General features: G+C 69.6%; 19 protein-coding genes and 1 pseudogene. 14 read left to right on the top strand and 6 right to left on the bottom strand.

Features of this window, described 5'->3' with window-relative positions; translation table 11 throughout:
* The first annotated feature begins 286 nt into the window (after positions 1-286).
* Entirely contained in the window at positions 287-1,051 is a 765-nt protein-coding gene (locus ACQ7HM_RS01230; RefSeq protein WP_434215597.1) for an acyl-[acyl-carrier-protein] thioesterase, read from the top strand.
* A gap of 13 nt (positions 1,052-1,064) precedes the next feature.
* Here the strand turns inward: ACQ7HM_RS01230 and ACQ7HM_RS01235 are convergent, their stop codons facing one another.
* The 3 genes from ACQ7HM_RS01235 to ACQ7HM_RS01245 are packed head-to-tail and all read right to left on the bottom strand — an operon-like array spanning position 1,065 to position 2,637.
* Positions 1,065-1,622, bottom strand: a complete 558-nt coding sequence (locus ACQ7HM_RS01235) for a DUF3558 domain-containing protein (protein WP_434214427.1) — start codon at positions 1,620-1,622, stop codon at positions 1,065-1,067.
* On the bottom strand, positions 1,619-2,182 hold the full coding sequence (locus tag ACQ7HM_RS01240; RefSeq protein ID WP_434214428.1) for a DUF3558 domain-containing protein: 564 nt from the start codon (positions 2,180-2,182) through the stop codon (positions 1,619-1,621). The genes ACQ7HM_RS01235 and ACQ7HM_RS01240 overlap by 4 nt, the downstream gene beginning before the upstream one ends.
* 29 nt (positions 2,183-2,211) lie before the next feature.
* Complete coding sequence (locus ACQ7HM_RS01245; protein WP_434214429.1) at positions 2,212-2,637, bottom strand: RNA-binding S4 domain-containing protein; 426 nt, start codon at positions 2,635-2,637, stop codon at positions 2,212-2,214.
* A gap of 105 nt (positions 2,638-2,742) precedes the next feature.
* On the opposite strand from ACQ7HM_RS01245, the gene ACQ7HM_RS01250 reads away from it, so the two are divergent.
* From ACQ7HM_RS01250 to ACQ7HM_RS01280, 7 genes are all read left to right on the top strand, one after another.
* Positions 2,743-3,363 (top strand): TetR/AcrR family transcriptional regulator, encoded by a 621-nt coding sequence (locus ACQ7HM_RS01250; protein ID WP_434215598.1) that lies wholly within the window; start codon positions 2,743-2,745, stop codon positions 3,361-3,363.
* The gene (locus tag ACQ7HM_RS01255; RefSeq protein WP_434214430.1) at positions 3,360-4,622 is read left to right on the top strand and encodes an MFS transporter; all 1,263 of its coding nucleotides are present in this window, start codon (positions 3,360-3,362) and stop codon (positions 4,620-4,622) included. The genes ACQ7HM_RS01250 and ACQ7HM_RS01255 overlap by 4 nt, the downstream gene beginning before the upstream one ends.
* Positions 4,619-5,842 (top strand): alanine racemase, encoded by a 1,224-nt coding sequence (locus ACQ7HM_RS01260; RefSeq protein WP_434214431.1) that lies wholly within the window; start codon positions 4,619-4,621, stop codon positions 5,840-5,842. Before ACQ7HM_RS01255 ends, ACQ7HM_RS01260 begins: the two co-directional genes overlap by 4 nt.
* Complete coding sequence (locus ACQ7HM_RS01265; protein WP_434214432.1) at positions 5,839-7,146, top strand: D-arabinono-1,4-lactone oxidase; 1,308 nt, start codon at positions 5,839-5,841, stop codon at positions 7,144-7,146. The genes ACQ7HM_RS01260 and ACQ7HM_RS01265 overlap by 4 nt, the downstream gene beginning before the upstream one ends.
* Complete coding sequence (locus tag ACQ7HM_RS01270; RefSeq protein WP_434214433.1) at positions 7,143-9,134, top strand: neutral/alkaline ceramidase; 1,992 nt, start codon at positions 7,143-7,145, stop codon at positions 9,132-9,134. The genes ACQ7HM_RS01265 and ACQ7HM_RS01270 overlap by 4 nt, the downstream gene beginning before the upstream one ends.
* 35 nt (positions 9,135-9,169) lie before the next feature.
* Positions 9,170-10,360: an endonuclease/exonuclease/phosphatase family protein gene (locus ACQ7HM_RS01275; protein ID WP_434214434.1), complete on the top strand. Its 1,191-nt coding sequence runs from the start codon at positions 9,170-9,172 to the stop codon at positions 10,358-10,360.
* Positions 10,361-10,427: 67 nt separating this feature from the next.
* On the top strand, positions 10,428-10,943 hold the full coding sequence (locus ACQ7HM_RS01280) for a hypothetical protein (RefSeq protein WP_434214435.1): 516 nt from the start codon (positions 10,428-10,430) through the stop codon (positions 10,941-10,943).
* 17 nt (positions 10,944-10,960) lie between these two features.
* Here the strand turns inward: ACQ7HM_RS01280 and ACQ7HM_RS01285 are convergent, their stop codons facing one another.
* Genes ACQ7HM_RS01285 through ACQ7HM_RS01295 form a run of 3 tightly spaced genes read right to left on the bottom strand, consistent with a single transcriptional unit; the run spans position 10,961 to position 14,172 of the window.
* Positions 10,961-11,527 carry a hypothetical protein gene (locus ACQ7HM_RS01285; RefSeq protein ID WP_434214436.1) on the bottom strand — a complete coding sequence of 189 codons (567 nt, stop codon included), beginning with the start codon at positions 11,525-11,527 and terminating at the stop codon, positions 10,961-10,963.
* A complete protein-coding gene (locus ACQ7HM_RS01290) occupies positions 11,524-12,912 on the bottom strand; it encodes an amino acid permease (RefSeq protein ID WP_434214437.1) in 1,389 nt (462 codons plus the stop codon). Before ACQ7HM_RS01290 ends, ACQ7HM_RS01285 begins: the two co-directional genes overlap by 4 nt.
* Positions 12,913-12,942: 30 nt before the next feature.
* On the bottom strand, positions 12,943-14,172 hold the full coding sequence (locus ACQ7HM_RS01295) for a citrate/2-methylcitrate synthase (protein ID WP_434214438.1): 1,230 nt from the start codon (positions 14,170-14,172) through the stop codon (positions 12,943-12,945).
* A 107-nt stretch (positions 14,173-14,279) separates the two neighbouring features.
* Between ACQ7HM_RS01295 and ACQ7HM_RS01300 the strand changes: the two genes are divergently transcribed.
* The 6 genes and pseudogenes from ACQ7HM_RS01300 to ACQ7HM_RS01325 all read left to right on the top strand — a co-directional run.
* Positions 14,280-15,425 carry a citrate/2-methylcitrate synthase gene (locus ACQ7HM_RS01300; protein ID WP_434214439.1) on the top strand — a complete coding sequence of 382 codons (1,146 nt, stop codon included), beginning with the start codon at positions 14,280-14,282 and terminating at the stop codon, positions 15,423-15,425.
* 22 nt (positions 15,426-15,447) lie between these two features.
* Positions 15,448-16,110 carry an HAD family hydrolase gene (locus ACQ7HM_RS01305; RefSeq protein ID WP_434214440.1) on the top strand — a complete coding sequence of 221 codons (663 nt, stop codon included), beginning with the start codon at positions 15,448-15,450 and terminating at the stop codon, positions 16,108-16,110.
* 121 nt (positions 16,111-16,231) lie between these two features.
* Complete coding sequence (helR, locus tag ACQ7HM_RS01310) at positions 16,232-18,418, top strand: RNA polymerase recycling motor ATPase HelR (protein ID WP_434214441.1); 2,187 nt, start codon at positions 16,232-16,234, stop codon at positions 18,416-18,418.
* A gap of 40 nt (positions 18,419-18,458) precedes the next feature.
* On the top strand, positions 18,459-19,166 hold the full coding sequence (locus tag ACQ7HM_RS01315) for a uracil-DNA glycosylase (RefSeq protein ID WP_434214442.1): 708 nt from the start codon (positions 18,459-18,461) through the stop codon (positions 19,164-19,166).
* 34 nt (positions 19,167-19,200) lie between these two features.
* Positions 19,201-19,704, top strand: coding sequence for a MarR family winged helix-turn-helix transcriptional regulator (locus tag ACQ7HM_RS01320; RefSeq protein WP_434214443.1), 504 nt, complete (start codon positions 19,201-19,203; stop codon positions 19,702-19,704).
* Between the two features lie 309 nt (positions 19,705-20,013).
* A pseudogene (locus ACQ7HM_RS01325) lies at positions 20,014-20,329 on the top strand (HNH endonuclease); the annotation flags it as partial.
* Positions 20,330-20,397: the final 68 nt, after the last annotated feature.

Below are 20,397 nucleotides of genomic sequence, written 5' to 3' on the forward strand. Positions count from 1 at the left end.
GAGTCTCGACCTCGGCTCGCTCGCCACGCGCCCACCCGAGGTGGAACGTGTTCTAGTTTGTATGCGTTGTGGACACTGTAGCCGCGGCCTGCAGGCAGACCAGGACAACGGTCCGTGTCCTGTCGGAGAGCCTATGCTCCGAGGGTCGAGCCGGGCGTGCCGAGGGTCACGAGACACTCGTGGGCACGCCCATCCCCCAGCGGTGAAGAAGGTGTTCTGCGTGACCGAGGCCCCCCACGTCCCTGCGAGTGCCGTCGTCGCGTCGGGGTATCCGTTCGATCCCGAACTGGCCGACCGACTGGCCAAGGCGCAGTACTTCGAGGCCTCTTATCGGGTCCGCACCGGCGATGTCGATCAGGAGATGCGCGTGCGTCTCGACGGTGCGGCGCGCTACCTGCAGGACATCGCCAACGACAACATCGAGGCCACCGACTTCCACGACTCCGATCCGTTCTGGATCGTGCGCCGCACGGTGATCGACGTGATCGAGCCGATCACCTGGCCGGCGACGGTGACGTTGCAGCGGTGGTGCGGCGCGCTGTCGACCCGATGGACGAACATGCGGGTGCGGATCACCGCCGAGCACGAGACGAACCGCTTCAACCCCGAGATGCGACCGCCCGGTCTGATCGAGACGCAGGCGTTCTGGATCAACGTCAACGACCAGGGCATGCCGTCGCGGATCACCGACGAGGCCTTCGACATGCTCGCCGAGATGACCGACGAACACCGACTGCGGTGGAAGACGATGCACCCGACCCCGCTGCCCGACGACGACGGCACCGACCGCGTCCACGTGCTGCGCAGCACCGACTTCGACCCGTTCAAACACCTCAACAACGCGGCGTACTGGGAGGCGGTGGAGGACGAGCTGATCGATCACCCCGACCTCGTCGACCGCCGACATCGCGCGATCATCGAGTACCTGCGCCCGGTGACCCCCGGCGCGCAGATGACGTTGCGACGACGTCGTGTGGGCGACGAGCTGCTGATGTGGCTGATCGTCGACGACCAGGTCGCCGCGACGGTGAGCGTCACCGCGGCCGCATGACCGCGACGGGCGGCTACTGCCCCCCGGTGAGCACCAGTTCCATCAGCTTCGTCGGCGCCGCACAGGGGTCGGCGGCCGCGGCCGTGGTGCGCGGCTCCACCCACCACGTGTAGACGCCGCGCGCAGGCGAGTTCGCGGTGACACCGCATGCGGCGGGCCGGCGGGGATCGCGCTGGGTGAAGGCGGCGGTGCTCGCGATCCGCACGTTCTCGGTCTCGTACCCGAGTTTCTTCGCGGTCTCCTTCTCGACCGAGACGGTGCCGGTCTCGAACCAGTTGAACGTCACGCCGGTCACGACCGCGCCGGTGACGACCCATCGGCAGATCGCGCCGTTGAAGGTCGACTCGGCGGTGGTGCCACCGACGGTGGTCGCGATCTGGTCGAGGCTCAGCAACCGGGTGCACTCGAGGGTCAGTCCGTCGTACTTGTCGGTGTCGACAGAACCGGGATCGGTCCCGGATCCGCCGCCCAGGGGAACGGCGGTGCCGTCGACCGACCGGCTGCACCCGGTGAACACCAGCAGGCACACTCCGAGCACCGCGACCACCACCGCGAGCGTCCGCCGCGTCACTTCGCACGCTCGATCGACATCGTGGACAGCTGCTTGGCCGCGCCGCACACCTGATCGGTGGAACGTTGCGTCACCCCGGGGGCGGGCAGGCCGTAGCTGACCGACCACTCGAAGAAGTCGCCGCCGAACTCCATGCCGATCTCGCAGATACCGACGTCGGAGGCGATGAAGCCCTTGGCGCCGTTGATCGAGAGGTCGGAGACCGACTCCCGGGAGAGCTGTTCGGTGGCGCGCTCGCGGCCGATCGGACTGCCGCGGTACCAGTTGAAGGAGAACTGCGGGCCGAGCTGGTCGGCACTGGTCACCCACTCGCATCCCGACGAGTTGTTCGTGGTGTTCGTGAGACCTGCGATGCCCACGATCTGCGACACCTCCGCGGTGGTGACCCCGCCGCACTCGCCGAAGAAGGGGCCTGAGCCCGCGGCCGACGCCGCGCTGGCCGAGGCCGGCGCGGAGTCGCCGCCGCCGGAGTCCGAACACCCCGACACCAGTGCCATTACGGCGATCACCGCAGCCACGATCGCGACGAGCGACCGCGGGGCTGCTGGGGGTCGGAGCACACCGCCGAGTGTAGGGCCGCCGGATGCGATCACGACGGGTTCTCGCCGGGTGGCCACGGCGCGTCCCCACGCCCGCGCAGGCGGTCGGTGTCGCGACGTTCGCGTTTGGTGGGCCGCCCCGCACCGCGATCGCGCACGGGGATCGACGCCAGCACCTCCCGCGGTGGCGGTGGCGGGCTGCGGTCGATCATCGCCGCCGCGGCCACCGGTGGCCCGACCCGTTTCGACAGCACGGTCACCACCTCGACGATGCGATCGCGGCCACCGACGCGCAGTCGCACCTCGTCACCGGGGGCGACGTGGTGGGCGGGTTTGGCGGGTGTGCCGTTGACCTTCACGTGCCCGCCGCGACAGGCCGACGCCGCCTGCGATCGCGTCTTGGTCAGCCGCACCGCCCAGATCCAGCTGTCGACGCGCGTACTGGGGAGCGCGGAATTCGGGACCGGGCCGGACATGACGCCCACGATAATGCTCGCGCACTCGGCCGCCGTCGGTTACGGTTCTCGCCAACTGGGTCACTTGACCCACTTGAGCCCGTCGAGGAGCCGACCATCGCCCGCATACCCGTCGACCAACGTCGCGACCGCCTCGTCGAGGCGGCGTTCCGGGTGGTCGCCGACCACGGTGTCGACGCCGCGACGACGCGTCGCATCTGTGCCGAGGCCGGGATGTCGTTGGCGAGCTTCCACTACGCCTTCGACTCGCGGGCGGCATTGCTCGAGGCGCTGGTCGTCGCCGGGCTGTCGAGCGAGGACTCCGCAGTGCACGCTGTGCTCGCCACCACCGACGGCGCACAGGACACCGACTCCGCAGACCGGCCGGTCGTCGAAGAACTCCTACGGGGCGGCCTGACCGGGTACCTCGACAGCGTCGTCGTCGACCCGGGGCGCGAACAGGCCATGATGGCGCTGACCCACTACGCCCGCCGCACACCGGGTCTCGAGGCCCTGGCCGCACGGACCTACGAGCGCTACTACCACCTCGCCACCCGCGCACTGACCGCCGCCGCCGAGGCCTCGGGGCGTCGGTGGCGGACGCCGCCCGCCGAGCTGGCCCCGGTGGTCGTCGCGGCCACCGACGGGCTGACCGCCGCCTACCTCACCACCGGCGACCTGGTGAACGCCCGCCGGATCGTCGATGCCTGCGTGACCGTGCTGCTCACCCATCTGGAGCCGGCGTGACCGGCCCCGCCATGGCGGTGCGAGCCCGCGTCGACGCGCGGTGGATCGGCCTGTTCGCCGTCGCCTGGGTGGGGATCTGGATGGCGCAGCTGACGCCGTTCCAACTCAGCCTGCCCGAGCAGATCAACGACCACCTCGGGATCGGCGACACGATCACCGACGACACGTGGCAGCACAGCGTCACCACCTTCGGTGTCGTGTCGGGGATCTCGGCGGTGTTCGCGCTGATCGCGTTCCCCCTGACCGGCGCGTTGTCGGATCGCACCACGAGCCGCTTCGGCCGACGCCGTCCGTGGATCGTGGGCGGGGTGGGCGTGTTCGCCGCAGCTCTGGCGATCCTCGGGACACGACACGGGCTGGTGGGCATCACCGTCTGGTGGTGTGTGGCCATCGTCGGGTTCAGCGCCGCCTCCGCGGCGTTGACCGCACTGATCGGCGATCGGGTACCCGTGGAACAGCGCGGGGTGGTGTCGAGCTGGGTGTCGGCACCCCAGGCGATCGGCGTCATCGTCGGCATCGCACTGATCTCGGCGCTCGGACTGTCCACCGGTGCAGGCAATCTCGTGGTCGCCGTGCTGCTGGTCGCGTGCGTTCTGCCGTTCGCGGTCACCGTCGACGACCCGCCCCACCGGACCCGTGACCGCCGACGCCTCACCGTGGCCGGCGTCGTGGCAGACCTGTGGGTGTCGCCACGCGAGCACCCCGACTTCGGGTGGACCCTGCTCGGCCGGATCCTGGTCAACCTCGGCAACGCGCTCGGCACGTCCCTGCTCCTCTACTACCTGCAGTTCGGTCTCCGCGTCGACGACGCCGAGGGTGATCTGTTGCTGCTCACCGCGATCTACATGGTGTTCGTGATCTCGGCGGCCATCGGGTCAGGCATTCTCAGCGACCGGATCGGACGCCGGAAACCGTTCGTCCTGACCGCTGGGGCGCTGCAGGGCCTTGCGGCGGCGACCATCGCGATCGCCGCGGGTGTCTCGACGACGATGGTGGCCGCCGCCCTGCTCGGGGCGGGTTTCGGCAGTTTCCTCGGGGTCGATCAGGCCCTGGCCACGCAGGTGCTCCCCTCGCTCGAACACACCGGAAAGGACCTCGGCATCATGAACATCGCCATGGCCGTACCCCAGGCCCTCGGACCTCTGCTCGGTGCCGGGATCGTCGCCGCGACAGGGGGTTTCGTCGCCCTGTTCACCGTGTCGGCGATCCTGGGCATCGCGGGCGGACTGTCGGTGCTGCGCGTCCGGTCGGTCCGATGACCCCCACCGCCGTCGGAGTCGACCGCTGGGACCGGATCGACCGCGCCACCGCACACCTCGACGGTCCCGTCGTCGCCCTCGACCGCGCGGCGTTCGAGGCCAACGTCGCCGACCTGCGTCGCCGCGCCGGTGGGGTGCCGATCCGGGTCGCGTCGAAATCGTTGCGGGTGCGATCGGTGATCGACGACATCCTCGCCCGGGACGGCTTCGCCGGGGTGTTGGCCTACGACATCGACGAGGCCATCTGGCTCGCCAACCGATCCGGCGTCACCGACGTCGTCATGGGATATCCGACCGCGCGCCGCGCCTCGATCGCGGCGGTGGCCGCCGACGAGGTCGCCGCGGCGCGGGTGACCCTGCTCGTCGACTCGACCGATCACCTCGATCTCATCGACGCCGCCGTGTCCGCTCGCGCACACCCGATCCGGGTCGCGATCGACCTCGACGCCTCTCTCGACGCCCCCGTACTGGGCCACATCGGCGTCCACCGTTCCCCGGTCCACAGTGTCGACGACGCCGTGGCGCTGGCCCGGGCGGTGATCGCCCGCCCGGGCGTCACGCTGGTGGGGGTGATGTCGTACGAGGCCCAGATCGCGGGGGTCGGTGACGCCGCGCCCGGTGGCCTGAGCAGCGGGGCACCGGTGCGCAACCGGATGATCCGCGCGATGCAGACCGCCTCGATGGCCGAGTTGCGACGACGCCGTGGCGCCGCCATCGCCGCGATCCGCGATCTGTGTGACCTCCAGTTCGTCAACGCCGGCGGCACGGGATCGCTGGAGGTGACCGCGGCCGACCCGTCGGTCACCGACATCGCGGCGGGTAGTGGGTTCTTCGGCGGACACCTCTTCGACACCTACTCGCACTTCCGTCCCGAGCCCGCCCTCGGATTCGGGTTGCAGGTCGTGCGACGCCCGCGCCCGGGCATCGTCACCTGCCACGGCGGCGGGTGGATCGCGTCGGGTCCACCGGCGCCCGACCGACTCCCCCTGCCCGTGTGGCCACCGGGACTGGCCTATATCGACCGGGAGGCGGCGGGAGAGGTGCAGACCCCTCTGCACGGCGACGTCGCCGACACCCTCTCGATCGGCGACCGGGTGTGGTTCCGCCACACCAAATCCGGTGAACCCGCCGAACACAGCGCGGCGATCGTGATCGTCGACGGCGATGAGGTCGTCGACACCGTGCCGACCTACCGAGGTGAAGGGAAGTGTTTCCTGTGACGACGACCGTGCCGTGGACCAACTGGGGTCGCACGCAGTCGGTGACACCACGCGAGGTGGTCACCGTGACCGACACCGACGACGTCTGCGCGGTCGTGCGCCGAGCACGCTCGGAGGGGGTCACGGTCAAGGCGGTCGGCTCCGGGCACAGCTTCAGCGGCCTCGCCGTCGCGCCCGGTATCCAGGTCGACACGACCGCGATGAGCGGGATCGTCCACGCCGACCCCGCCACCCGCCGGGTCACCGTGCGCGCGGGCACCCGCCTGCACGACCTGCCCGCACTGCTCGAACCACTGGGACTGGCGATGCCCAACCTCGGGGACATCGACGCCCAGAGCATCTCCGGCGCGACCTCGACCGGCACGCACGGCACCGGACGCAACTTCGGCGGTCTCGCCACCCAGATCGTCGGGCTCACCCTGGTCACCGGCACCGGCGAGACGGTCACCGTCACCGACGACGACCGGACCACGCTGCAGGCCGCCGCCCTCGGCCTCGGCGCCCTGGGCATCATCACCGACATCACCCTCGCGTGCGTCCCGGCGTTCGCGCTCGAAGCCGTCGAACGGCCCCTGCCGGTCGACGACGCCATCGCCGACTTCCTCGACGCCGTCGCGACCCACGACCACCACGAGTTCTACTGGTTCCCGCACACCGACGTGGCACTGTCGAAGACCAATCGGCGCCTGCCCGCCGACACCCCCGCCGCAGGACCCGGCAAGGTGCGGCGCTACCTCGACGACGAGGTGCTCAGCAACTCGGTGTTCGGGGCGATGTGCTCGGCCGGCGCGCGGATGCCGGCGCTCACACCACGATTGGCGCGGATCGCCGGCGGGGCACTGTCGGCGCGACGATTCGTCGACGCCTCCCACGAGGTCTTCGTCTCCGACCGCAGAGTGCGATTCCGCGAGATGGAGTACGCGATCCCGCTCGCGGAGATCCCCGAGGCGGTCGCCGAGATCCGGCATCTGATCGAGACCCGGGGATGGCGGGTGTCGTTCCCGATCGAGGTGCGGGCCGCCGCGGCCGACGAGTTGATGCTGTCGACGGCGTCGGGGCGCACCACCGGGTACATCGCGGTGCACCGGTTCCACGGCGACCGGCACGACGACTACTTCACCGAGGTCGAGAAGATCCTGTTCGCCCGCGACGGTCGACCGCACTGGGGCAAGATGCACACTCGCACCGCCGACGACCTCCGCGCGGTGTACCCCCGTTTCGACGAATTCCTCGCCGTGCGCGACATGTTCGATCCCGACCGCGTGTTCGCGAACGATCACCTGACAGGAGTGCTGGGCCGATGACCACCGAGTTCTCGCGTCGGACCGTTCTGGGTGGCCTCGCCGCGGGCGCCGCCATCGGCGCCGCGGGCGCGATCGCCGGCCCCGCCACCGCCGCGCCGAGCGGGATGCTGGTCGGGGCGGGCAAGGCCGACGTCACCGGCGCCGTCGCGGGCGAGGGGATGATGGGATACTCCGAGCAGGAGCAGGTGTCGACCGGGCTGCTGTCGCGATGCTGGGCGCGGGCGTACATCGTCGTCGACCGCGCCACCGGTGAGCGTGTCGCCTTCGTCAACGTCGACATCGCGTGCCTGTTCCAGTCGGTGCACTCCGGCGTGATCGCGGCGCTGCGAACACGTCTCGGCGGCGTGTACACCGAGCGCAACGTGAATCTCAACGCGACGCACAACCACAACTCATGCGGCGGGACGGCGTGGGACTACGCCTACACTCTCGCCGCATACGGCTTCAAGAAGCGGTCCTACCGTGCCGAGGTCGACGGCATCGTCGCGGCGATCGATCGGGCACACGCCGACCTGGCGCCCGGCTCGATCACACTGGGCCGCACCGAACTCGGCGACGCGAGCGCCAACCGGTCACGGATCGCCTTCGACCGCAATCCCGCCTCCGATCGCCGTGTCTTCCCCCGGGCCATCGATCCGGCCGTCACCTCCCTGCGACTGCGCCACGACGACGGCACCGACATCGGGCACATCACCTGGTTCGCCACCCACGGCACATCGCTCACCGACCGCAACACGCTCATCTCCGGGGACAACAAGGGGTACGCCAGCTACCGCGCCGAGGCCGAGACACCCGGGGTCGTCGCGTCGTTCCCGCAGACCAACGCCGGCGACATGACACCCAACCTGTGGGTGCGTCCGCTGCGGCCGGGTGGACCGACGGCCGACAACCGCACGAACTGTCTCATCATCGGTGATCGGCAACACCGCGCCGGCGCAACGGCTCTCGGTGCGGCCCGGCCGATGTCGCGCACCGGGGTCGCCTCGACGATCACCTTCGTCGATTTCGCCGCCGTCGCGATCGACGGCCGCTACACACCCGACGGCCGACCCGCGCGGACCGGCGCGGCGTGTATGGGTGCCGCCGCGTTCGGGACGAGCCGTGAGGACAACTGGAACCTGCCGGTCCCGTTGTTCGACGAGGGCCAGAAGACGCCGATCCCGGCGTCGCTGCGCGACATCCAGGCGCCGAAGCTCATCGTGGCGCCGCTGGGCCTGTTACCGCCGTGGCCGTGGATCCCGCAGATCCTCCCCATCCAGCTGATCCGTCTCGGAGATCTCGTGTTGGCCTCGGCGGCAGCGGAGTTCACGATCGTCGCCGGTCTACGGGTGCGCCGGACGGTCGCGGCGGCACTGGGCATCGACATCGACGACGTCCTGCTGCAGGGCTACGCCAACGGCTACAGCCAGTATGTGACGACCCCCGAGGAGTACGACGCCCAGCAGTACGAGGGTGGTGAGACGCAGTTCGGTCGCTGGACGCTGTCGGCCTATCTGCAGGAGTTCGACCGCCTGGCCCGGTCGATGGCGTCGGGAGCCGCGATCGGTCGGGGCCCGGCGCCGCTCGACAAGTCCTCGATTCAACCCGATCTGCTGCCCGCGGTCCCGCCCGACACCGCGGTCGCCGGGCGTCGCTTCGGCGACGTGCTCAGCGCGCCGCGGGCGACCTACTCCCCCGGATCGACGGTGGTGGCCGACTTCGTGGGTGCGCACCCGACGAACGATTTCCGCACCGATGACACCTACCTCGCGGTCGAGCGTTCCGTGGACGGTCGATGGACGCGCGTGTTCGACGACGACGACTGGTGCACCGAGTTCCACTGGCGCCGACCGGCCGGTTCGACGACCGCATCGGTGGTGTCGGTGCGGTGGACCGTGCCCCAGGGAACCGCCGGACGGTTCCGCATCCGCTACCTCGGCAACCGCAAGGCGGCGAACGGCGCGGTCACGCCGATCAGCGGTACGAGCGGGGAGTTCACCGTTGCGTGACCTCACGTTTGCTGTCCGGCGCTAATGTTCGCCCGATGCGCATGCGTACGGCCCTCCTCGCGGCGATCGTCATCGGTCTCGGCGCGGTGACGGCGACCTCGGCCGCGGACGCAACCGGTTTCGGATCGTCCGGGGATCCGTCGACGGTGCGGGTCGCGACCTTCAACGCCAGCCTCAACCGCGGTTCGCCCGGCGCACTGCTGTCGGATTTGCAGTCGGGATCGAACGCCCAGGCAAAGGTCATCGCCCAGATCGTCCAGATCAACCATCCGGACATCCTGCTGCTCAACGAGTTCGACTACTACCCGGGCCTCGCGGCCGCCAGGGCGTTCACCGACAACTACCTCGAGCGGTCGCAGAACGGGCACGCCCCCGTCGACTACCCGTTCATGTACACCGCGCCGGTGAACACCGGCGTGCCGACCGGACGCGATCTGAACGGCGACGGGCGCACCGACGGTCCCGACGACGCCTACGGTTTCGGGGCCTTCCCCGGCCAGTACGGGATGCTCGTGCTCTCGAGATTCCCCATCGACACCGCGAAGGTGCGCACGTTCGGGAAGTTTCTGTGGAAAGACCAGCCGGGCAACCTGATCCCGCGCGACTACTACGGCGCCGACGCAGACATCCTGCGGCTGTCGAGCAAGTCGCACTGGGATCTGCCCATCGACGTCCGCGGCCGACGGATTCATCTGCTGGCGTCGCATCCCACTCCCCCGAGTTTCGACGGGCCCGAGGACCGCAACGGGCGGCGCAATCACGACGAGGTGCGGTTCTCCGCCGACTACATCGCCGGAGGTGCACGCGCGCAGTACATCCGCGACGACGCCGGCCGCCGTGGCGGTCTCGATCCCGGCGCATCCTTCGTGATGGTGGGCGACCAGAACAGTGACCCGCTCGACGGCGGACCGCCCGGACCCGGCGTCGGTGCGATCACTCAGGTGTTGTCGCTGCCGCGGGTGCGCGACACGCTGCCCACCTCGGCGGGTGCCGTGGTCGCCTCGGTCGGCGAGACGGGTCACCGCACGCCACCACAGCTGCGTACCGCCGACTTCTCCGACCCGGTTCCCGGCAACCTGCGGGTCGACTACGTCCTGCCCTCGAGGGACCTCCCGGTGGCCGGCGCCGCGGTCTTCTGGCCCGCGCCGGGGCAGCCCGGCGCCGAACTGATGCCGCCGACGGTCAGCAGCGACCACCGGTTGGTGTGGGTCGACCTGCGGCTCTAGCTCACCGCGACGGGCGGGTGTCGGGTGTCGGGTGTCGGGTGTCGGAACGAGCTGCCACGATGGCGCGATGACCACACCGGCGGCCTCGACCGACCCGATCATGGACCGCATCGTCGGCGCGGTCGGGGCGCATCGCGTCGACCGCGACCCCCGCCATCGCGCCGCCCTCGTCGACCTCTGGTCGGAGATCACCGCCGGCGGTGACCCGTTCCACCGCTGCGTCCTCGCCCACCACCTCGCCGACATGGTCGACGATCCTGCGCAGGCGCTCATGTGGGATGTGCGCGCACTCGACGCCGCCGATGTCCTCGACGACGCCTGCGCGCAGGAGCACCACGTGAGCCTCCAGGTCGCCGCGTTCTACCCGTCGCTGCATCTGAACATCGCCGACAACCTCCGTCGTCTCGGATCGTTCGACGCCGCGGCCGATCACCTCGACGCCGCACGGGCGCGTGCCGGTGCGCTCGCCGACCTGGGACCCGAACACTCCGGATACGTCGAGATGATGACGACGCTCATCGACGACATCGGGGCCATGATCGGTACCCGGTCATCGGAGGCACGCGCGACGCATCCCGCCTGATCGGGGCCGGCGTCGCATCACGCGGTGTGGGCTCCGCGGACGGCCCGGACGAGGGCCGCCGGATCGTCGGCGGTCACGTCGAGGCGATCGACGACGACACCGGCGATCTCGAGGGACCGCACATGCAGGCGCACCGTCGCGTCCCCGTGGCGCAGCGTCGCGGTCCGGGAGTCCCCATCGACCTCGACGCCGGAGAACCCGGAGCCGTCGACGCGACACACCTCGGCGGTCTCGATCGCCGACAGCGGGACGTCGAGACCGGAGAAGACGCTGTTGCGCAGCACGAGTCGACCGTCGTCGAGCGCATGGGGTCTCGTGCGCAACGACGCGACGATACCCAACAGCCAGCAGAGCGCGTAGACGTGGATGACCGCGGCGACGATCGCGGCGGTCGCCGAGGAGGTGACCAGGCCGATGAGGAAATCGATGACGACACCCTCCACGACCGCGAGTGCACAGACGGCGTAGAGCAGCGGCCGGACCTGTCGTCCGTACCCGAACGTGCGGACACCGTCCGGACGGTCCGTGCGTGCCCACGCGAGCAACGATCGCCACATCCGCCCCTCGGCGTGGAGGATCCTCACGCCGCGGTGCGGCTGCCTCGGCGCGTCGAGACGACGTAGCCCACGGTGACCCCGGCGAACCAGATGGCGCCGACGACGACCGCGATGCGGCCGGAGTCGCTGAAGAAGAGCAGCACGATCACCATGGCGAAGAACGCCAACGCGATCACGGTGCTGATGGGAGCCCACGGCAGTCGGTAGTCCGATGCCTCGACGGTTCCCGCGGCCACCCGTGAGCGATAGATCATGTGGCTGATGAGGATCGAGCTCCACACGAAGATGATGCCGACGGTGGAGACCGAGGTGATGTAGGCGAACGCGCGGTCGGGGCTGATGATGTTGACGATCACGCCGATCACCATCACCCCGGCCGAGAGCCCGATCCCGCCGATCGGCACGTGCCGGTTCGACAACGTCGACAGCCTCTCCGGCGCCTCGCCCCGCTGGGAGAGGCTGCGCAGCATGCGCCCGGTCGAGTAGATACCGGAGTTGCACGACGACAACGCCGCGGTCAGGAGGATGAAGTTGACGATGCCCGCGGCACCGGGGATGCCGATGTAGCCGAACACCTCGACGAACGGGCTGTTGCCGTCGGAGAACTCACGCCAACCGCGCACCGACAGGATGACCACGAGCGCGCCGACGTAGAACAGGCCGATCCGGAACGGCAGTGTGTTGATCGCCTTGCGCAGTGTCACCTTCGGGTTGGCGGCCTCACCGGCGGTGACGCCGACGAGTTCGACGCCCACGTAGGCGAACACCACGATCTGCAGGCTCAGCAGAGCCGAGCCGAACCCGGTGGCGAAGAAGCCGCCGTCGTTGTAGAGATTGGTCAGCGACGGCCCGGTCTCGGGGCCGATGCCCGCGATGGGCAGCAGCACGAGGGTGCCGATGCCGATCATCGCGATGATCGCCGCGACCTTGATCATCGAGAACCAGAACTCGGCCTCACCGAAGACCTTGACCGAGATCAGGTTGGCCGCGAACAGGGCGATGAGGACAACGAGCGCGGTGACCCACACCGGTATCGACGGGAACCAGTAGTTGATGTACTTCCCGGCGACGGTGATCTCGGCCATGCAGGTGGTGGTCCACACCGCCCAGTAGGTCCACCCGTTGGTGAAACCCAGGTATCGCCCGAGGAATTCGTGGGCGTACTCCGAGATGGACCCGGCGACGGGCCGGTAGATGAGCAGCTCGCCGAGGGCGCGCATGACGACGAAGATCGCGAGCCCGGCGACGAGGTAGGCCAGGATGAGCGCAGGCCCGGCGTCCTCGATCGCGCCACCGGCGCCGTAGAACAGGCCGGTCCCGATGGCGCCGCCGAGGGCGATCATCTGCACGGTGCGGGCCGAGAGGCCGCGCTGGTAGCCGTCGTCGATCTCGTCGACCGTGTTCGAGGTCATTTTGCGAGGGTAACGGTGCCGTGACCGCCGTCACGTCGCGGGTCGGACGCCCGTGTACACACCTTCCGGCCGGAATCGCAAGCGCGGTGCGCGGTACTCCTCGATGGCGTGGGCGACCCAGCCGGCGATGCGGGCGATCGCGAAGATCGTCTCGGCGGCGTCGGGCACCATGCGGTAGCGCAGGGTGAACGCGGCCAACGCGAGATCGGAGTTCACGAACCCTCGGGGCCGCCCGGCGACACCTGCGCGCACGGCGTCGACCGCGGCGAGGACGTCGCGCCCACCACCGTCGGCGGCCAGTCCGTCCAGCAGCGCAACCGCCCGCGGATCGCGGTGTCGGTAGACGACGTGACCACACCCCGGCGGCAGCTCGTGACCGCGGAGGTGGTCGGCGACGGCGTGCTCCGGCCCTTCCGCGTCGGCGAGCACCGAGGCCAGGAACTCGTAGGCGAGGGTGGTGGCGCCGCCGTGCAGGGGTCCGTCGAACGCACCGAGACCGGCCGAGATGACCGCATAGATGCTGCCGCGTGCGCTGGCGGCGACCCGTGCCGCGACCGTGCCCGCGGCGAGGTCGTGATCGGCGAGCAGGATCAACGCCGCATCGAGCAGACGGACCCGCCGCGGGGTCGGGGCCATGGGCGACAGCCGACACCACAACCGTTGTGCCACCGTCGAACCGGTGTCGTACCCGGCCACCACGGGCATGGTGTCGACGACTGCATCGATCACACCTTTTGCCTTGTCGGCGACGTCGTCGGTGGCGATACGGCCGCGGAACTCATCTGCGGCTCCGAGGAGGTCGACGGTCACACGGATCCCGTCGAGACGTCGACCGGTCCCGGGCAGGGTCGGTGGGGTGATGGCCGGTGCGGCATCGCGCCCGGCCCCGGTGCCCGTCGTCGCCCACAGCATGTCGACGACCTCGAGGAAATCGGCGGCGAACGCGAGTTCGGTGACGTCGCGGCCGCGGTAGTAGAGGTGATCGTCGTCGAGCAGGGTGATCTCGGTGCGGATGCGTTCCACCACCCCGGCCGGGGGCCGTCGCTGGGTGCGACGCCGCAGGGCCTCGACCTCGCCGACGGCGAAGAGGCTGCCACGGATGCCCGCTATCCGCACGCTCTCGAGGTGTCCGCGACTGACGTAGGCGTACACCGATGCGGGTTGTATCCCCAACGCGCGGGACACCTGCGCGGTGGTGAGGTAGTCACGGCCGTCGTGTCGCATCGCCGTGGGCCATCGGTGCGGATGTCGCCGTGCCATGTTCGGACCTCCGTCGCCGATGTTGATCCGATCAACATTGACCGGTGCTGCTCTTGCGCCGAATGTAGGGGCACAACGGTGCAGAAGTCGAGGAGAGACGAGGAAACATGAGTGTCATCGTGGCGGAGCCGGGCCTGTCCAATGTGTCTGTGGCACACACCGAGATCGGCGACGTTCGCGGCGAGGAGGGTTTCTACCAGTACCGGCAGTTCGACGCGGTCTCCCTCGCCCGGTATCGCACGTTCGAGGAGGTGTGGTTCCTGTTCGTCCACGGTCACCTCCCCGAGGAGTGCGAGCTGAACCGTTTCGTCGGGGAGGTGCGATCGATGCGCGCGATCGGCGACGACCTGATGTCGGTGATCCGCGTGGTCGCCGGGGCCGGCGGCGGTGAGCGACCCCTCATCGGCCTGCGGACCGTGCTGTCGTCGCTCGCCGACCTCGAGGGGATGGCACCGCTGTGGGACGCCGATCCCGACACCCGCATCGCGCACGCGTTACGAGTCTGCGCCGTGACACCGACCATTCTGGCTGCGCTGCATCGCATCTCGAACGGTGACGAGCCGGTTCCCGCGCGCGACGATCTCGACACCGCCGCACACTGGCTGTACGCGGTCACCGGCGAGGTCCCGACACCCGACCACGCCCGGGCCGTCGAGCAGTACCTGATCGCGACCATCGACCACGGCTTCAACGCGTCGACCTTCACCGCGCGGGTGATCGCCTCGACCGGAGCCGATCTGGTGTCGGCCGTCTGTGGGGCGATCGGTGCGTTCTCCGGTCCGCTGCACGGCGGGGCTCCCGACCGGGCGCTCGATGCCCTCGACGACATCGTCGCCGCCGGTGGGGCCGATGCGGCCGCGGACTGGACCCGCACGCGGATCGCGCAGGGCGAACGGATCATGGGATTCGGTCACGCGGTGTACCGCACCGTCGATCCCCGATCGGAGTTGCTGCGGGACATCGCGATCGGTCTCGGTGGCGACACGGTCGATCTCGCCGTGGAGGTGGAGCGGACGGTGGTGTCGGAGTTGGCGCGACACCACCCCGACCGCCCGCTGTACGCCAACGTCGAGTTCTACGCGGGCGTGGTGATGGATCGCTGCGGTATCCCGCGCACCCTGTTCACCCCCACGTTCACGGTGAGTCGTGTCGTCGGTTGGTGCGCGAACATCGTCGAACAGGCGCAGAGTCGCAAGATCATCCGACCCCGCGCGACGTACGTGGGACCCGAGGTGGTCGAGCTCGTCGGCTGAGCCAAGTCGTTACGATGCGGGGATGATGCTGCCGCCCCGGGTCAGTGCGATCGTGTTCGATTGCGATGGGCTGCTTCTCGACACGGAGTCCTGCTGGTCTCGTGCCGAGGCGGCGTTGTTCGCCGAGTACGGCCACGGGTTCGGGCCGGCCGAGAAGGACATGCTCATCGGGCGGTCGGTACCCGCCGCGTGCGCGGAGCTCGCGCGCTTCTTCGGTCGTCCCGACGACGGTCCCCGCATCGAGGCGGACCTGCTGGCCCGGGTGGAAGCCGAGCTGGCCCAGGGGGTCGCACCGATGCCCGGGGCCGGGGCTCTGCTCGAGTCCGTGGCCGGACGGGTACCGATCGCGGTGGCGACCAACAGCCCACGGTCACTGCTGTCCGCGGCTCTGGACACATCGGGGTTCGGGGGCTACTTCGAGGTCGCGGTGACCGCGGACGACGTCGCCTTTCCCAAACCACATCCGGAGTCCTATCTCGTGGCGTTCGGGCGCCTCGGGGCGGAACCGTCCGATGGCGTGGCGCTGGAGGATTCGTCGACCGGAGTGGCCGCGGCGCAGGCATCCGGGGCGTTCGTGATCACGGTGCCGTCGCAGGCGGGCGCGACGTTGACCGGCGACTTCCTCACCGCAGCGCTCACCGATCCGGAGATCATGGCCTGGGGGCGGAAGGTACGGGGCATGTGATGTCGTGATGACATCCTCTTCCACTTTCAAGATATAGCTCAGTGGGGGGCTTGCCGCAAGGCCCTGTGCGCGTTGCATACTCACCGGCCACACCGCCGATCGAGTGAAACGAGACCCTCACGTGCCCTTCGGGACCCCTCCCGCTTTCGCCCTGCCCGACAGTCGCGCCGCGAAGGCCGACCCGGCCCTCATAGGCCGCGACGAGCGCCATTTCGCTGCCATCGCGACCACCCTCCACGCGTCGACGACCGAGCTGACCCGACGGATCGCGCTCCTGCGCACGAGTACCGGCCGTTCCGGTCGCGCCGCGATGGACCGCGACATGGAGATCCATCGCCTCACCGCGCGCCTCGGGGCGTTGCGTCGTCACGGCATCGACCTGTGCCTCGGCCACATGGTGACCGCGGACGACGACGAACCGGTCTACATCGGTCGTCTCGGGTTGACCGACGAGTCGGGCAGGACGCTGTTGGTCGACTGGCGCGCGCCGGCCGCCGAACCGTTCTTCGGGGCCACCCACGCGAACCCGATGGGACTCGCCCGCCGACGGCGGTACCGGTGGGATCTCGGTCGCGTCACGGACTACTGGGACGAGGTGTTCACCGATTCGGGCGACGGAGGCGACCGGTCGGACGCGGCCCTCGACGATCTGTCCGCGTTCATCGCGACCCTGAGGGCGGATCGCTCACCGCGGATGCGTGACGTGCTGGGCACGATCGCCGCCGATCAGGATGCGATCATCCGTGCCGGGTCGCAGGGTGCGCTCGTCGTCGACGGTGGCCCGGGTACCGGGAAGACCGTGGTGGCGCTGCATCGCACGGCGTATCTGCTCTACGCCGATCCGCGGCTCGGCCACCATCGTGGTGGGGTCCTCTTCGTCGGTCCGCACGATCCGTATCTCGCCTACATCGGTGACGTCCTGCCGAGCCTCGGCGAGGAGGGCGTGCAGACGGCGACTCTGCGGGATCTGGTCACCGAGGGCGTCGGCGCCGCGGTCGAGACCGATCGCGTTGCGGCGAGGGTCAAGTCGTCGCTGCCGATGCTCGACGCCATCGAGGCCGCGGTGGCGTTCTACGAGGAGCCACCAACGGTCGGGATGACGGTCGAGACCGAGTGGGCCGATGTCGAGGTGCGTCCGTCGGACTGGGCGGCCGCATTCGACGCCGTGGAGCGGGGCACGCCGCACAACGACGCCCACGAGGGCATCTGGGAGGCGTTGGTCGACATCGTCGGTGAGCACATCGACGATGTGCCACGGGAGGCGCTGCGAGAGTCGTTGCAGGGCAATCGTGATCTGTCGACCGCGGTGGTGCGGGCGCGGCCGAAGATCGAGGCGGCCGACCTCGTCGCCGACCTGTGGTCGGTGCCCGCGTATCTGCGTGCGTGCGCCCGGTGGCTGGACGCCGAGGAGGTCGCCGCGGTCCGACGGCCGGTGTCCGGCCCGTGGACCGACGCCGATCTGCCACTTCTCGATGCTGCGCGGCGGCGGCTCGGAGACCCCGAGGCGTCGCGGCGTCGGTCGTCGCAACACGCGGCGATCGCCGCGGAACGCGCACGCAGAGCAGCCGTCGTCGACGATCTGATCGCGGCCGACGGTGCCGACACGAACGGCGGGGACTCCGACGGCGACGGCGACAGCACGAGCCTGGTCACCATGTTGCGCGGTGGGCATCTCCACGATGTCCTCGTCGACGAGGCCGCGCGGGCGACCACCGACCCCGACCGGTTGGCGGGGCCGTTCGCGCACGTCGTGGTCGACGAGGCGCAGCAGTTGAGCGACGCCCAGTGGCAGATGCTCGTGTCGCGATGCCCGTCACGGAGCTTCACGATCGTCGGGGATCGCGCCCAGGCCCGTGGCGGGTTCACCGAGAGCTGGCACGAGCGCCTCGGACGGATCGGTCTCGTACGGGTCGAGGTGGCGTCGCTGCGGATCAACTACCGCACGCCCGGGGAGATCATGGATGTCGCATCGCCGGTGATCCGGGCGGTGCTGCCCGATGCGAACGTGCCGACCTCGATCCGTCGTGACGGCATGACGGTGGACCATCGGCCCCGCAGTGCGCTGCGGTGCGTTGTCGACGAGTGGCTCGCCGATCACGAGACCGGCATCGCCTGTGTCATCGGCGACCCGACGTTCCCCGCGACCGACCGGGTCCGATCGTTGCCTCCGGAGCTGGTGAAGGGTCTGGAGTTCGACCTCGTCGTGCTCGTCGAGCCCGAGGCGTTCGGTGACGGCGTCACCGGCGCGGTCGACCGCTACGTCTCGATGACCCGGGCCACCCGGCGCCTGGTCATCGTCGCCGGATGACCATGACGGTGCGGTCCACACCTCGGCGTAGCGTCGGGGTGTGACACGTTTCCCCGACCTCGCGGCACTCGACGCGGCCGTCACGGAGTGCCGTGCGTGCCCGCGTCTGGTCGAGTGGCGCGAACGGGTCGCCCGCGAGAAGCGTCGCGCCTTCGCCGACGAGACCTATTGGGGCCGCCCGGTACCCGGCATCGGACCGGCTGACGCAGCCTTCCTCATCATCGGACTCGCACCGGCGGCGCACGGCGCGAATCGAACCGGGCGCATGTTCACCGGCGACCGCAGCGGCGACGTCCTCTTCGCGGCGCTCCACGCGGTCGGGCTGGCGAATCAACCGACGTCGGTGTCCGCCGACGACGGGTTGACGCTGCGCGGGACGCGGATCACCGCGCCGGTGCACTGCGCTCCCCCGGCGAACAAGCCGACGCCCGCCGAGCGCGACGAGTGCTCGCACTGGCTGCAGTCGGAACTGACGTTGCTCGCCCCGACGGTGCGGGCGGTGATGTCACTCGGCGCCTTCGGCTGGCGGGCTGCGCTCACCGCGCTCGGCGACCACGGGTACACGATCCCGCTGCCGCGCCCGACGTTCGGTCACGGCGTGTGGGTCGATCTCACCGGCGCCGGCCTGCCCCCGATCCGACTGTTCGGCAGCTACCACGTCAGCCAGCAGAACACCTTCACCGGTCGTCTCACCCCGGCGATGCTCGAGGCGGTCCTCCGCGCGGCAGCCGATTACGCCGGGTTGTGACGGCGAAGGCCGCCGGTGGAGGACAATGGGTCTCATGTCCCCCGACGGCCCCACCTTCGACCCGATCGCGAAGGCCCGCGACAACTGGTCGAACGCGGGGTGGGGCGACGTCGCCGACGGGATGGTCGCCATCACGTCGGTGATGCGAGCACACCAGATACTGCTCGCACGCGTCGAAGCCGCGCTGCGGCCGTTCGATCTGAGCTTCTCCCGCTTCGAACTCCTGCGACTGCTGGCGTTCAGCCGCACCGGCGCGCTCCCGATCACCAAAGCCAGTGTGCGGCTGCAGGTCCACGTCACCAGCGTCACGCACGCCATCCGCCGTCTCGAATCGGCCGGCCTGGTGGAGCGCATCCCCCACCCCACCGACGGACGAACCACCCTCGTCCGCATCACCGACATCGGCCGCTCCACCGTCGAGGAGGCCACGAGCACCCTCAACGACGACGTGTTCGCCGACATCGGCGTTCCCGACGATCAGGCCCGCGCACTCGTCGACGCCATCGAGACCCTCCGCCGTTCCGCCGGCGACTTCTGATCCTGGTGCTGCCCTGAGCAGTTCGTCACCGCCCGAACGTTCGGGCGACCGGCATTTGTCGCCGTCGATCGGGCAGTTGTTCACGTCGAGTGGGCACACAGCGCAGGCGGGCTGTGGATAAATGTAGGGCGACGGCTTCTCGGTGTCAGAGTCAGACCGTAGGCTGGTGAACGGGGGCGTTGCCCATCCGCAATTCGATTGTCCGACATCGCTCTTGATTGTCCCGACGCCTGCGCCGTTGTTCGCACGCATGTACGATCGGTGCATGACCGGGGGATCATTCACCACCATTGCCGACCGCCTGATCGACGCACCTTCACCGGCACCACACGGAAAGTCGTCCTCACCCCGCGACCAGGTCTGCATCAAGTGCGGGGCACCCGCGGCGTGGTGCGACGTCCACCACATCACCCACTACGCCGACGGCGGCACCACCGTCGTCGACAACGGGTGCCTCCTCTGCCGGAGCTGCCACGTCGCCGTCCACACCGCCGGCTGGGACATCGCCATGGGCCACGACCGCCACCCCTGGCTCATCCCGGCGACGACCATCGACCCGAAGCGAACCCCGGTACCCGCATACAACCGAAGAACTTTGACCGCGATGGAACCGACCGCGGCATAGCGCCGTCATAGAACCAACGCCTCCGCCCAGTCGCGGGAGCGGCACGAACCTTGACAACTCCACAGTGT

The organism is Williamsia sp. MIQD14, from assembly GCF_051025635.1.
Classification (GTDB): Bacteria; Actinomycetota; Actinomycetes; order Mycobacteriales; family Mycobacteriaceae; genus Williamsia_A.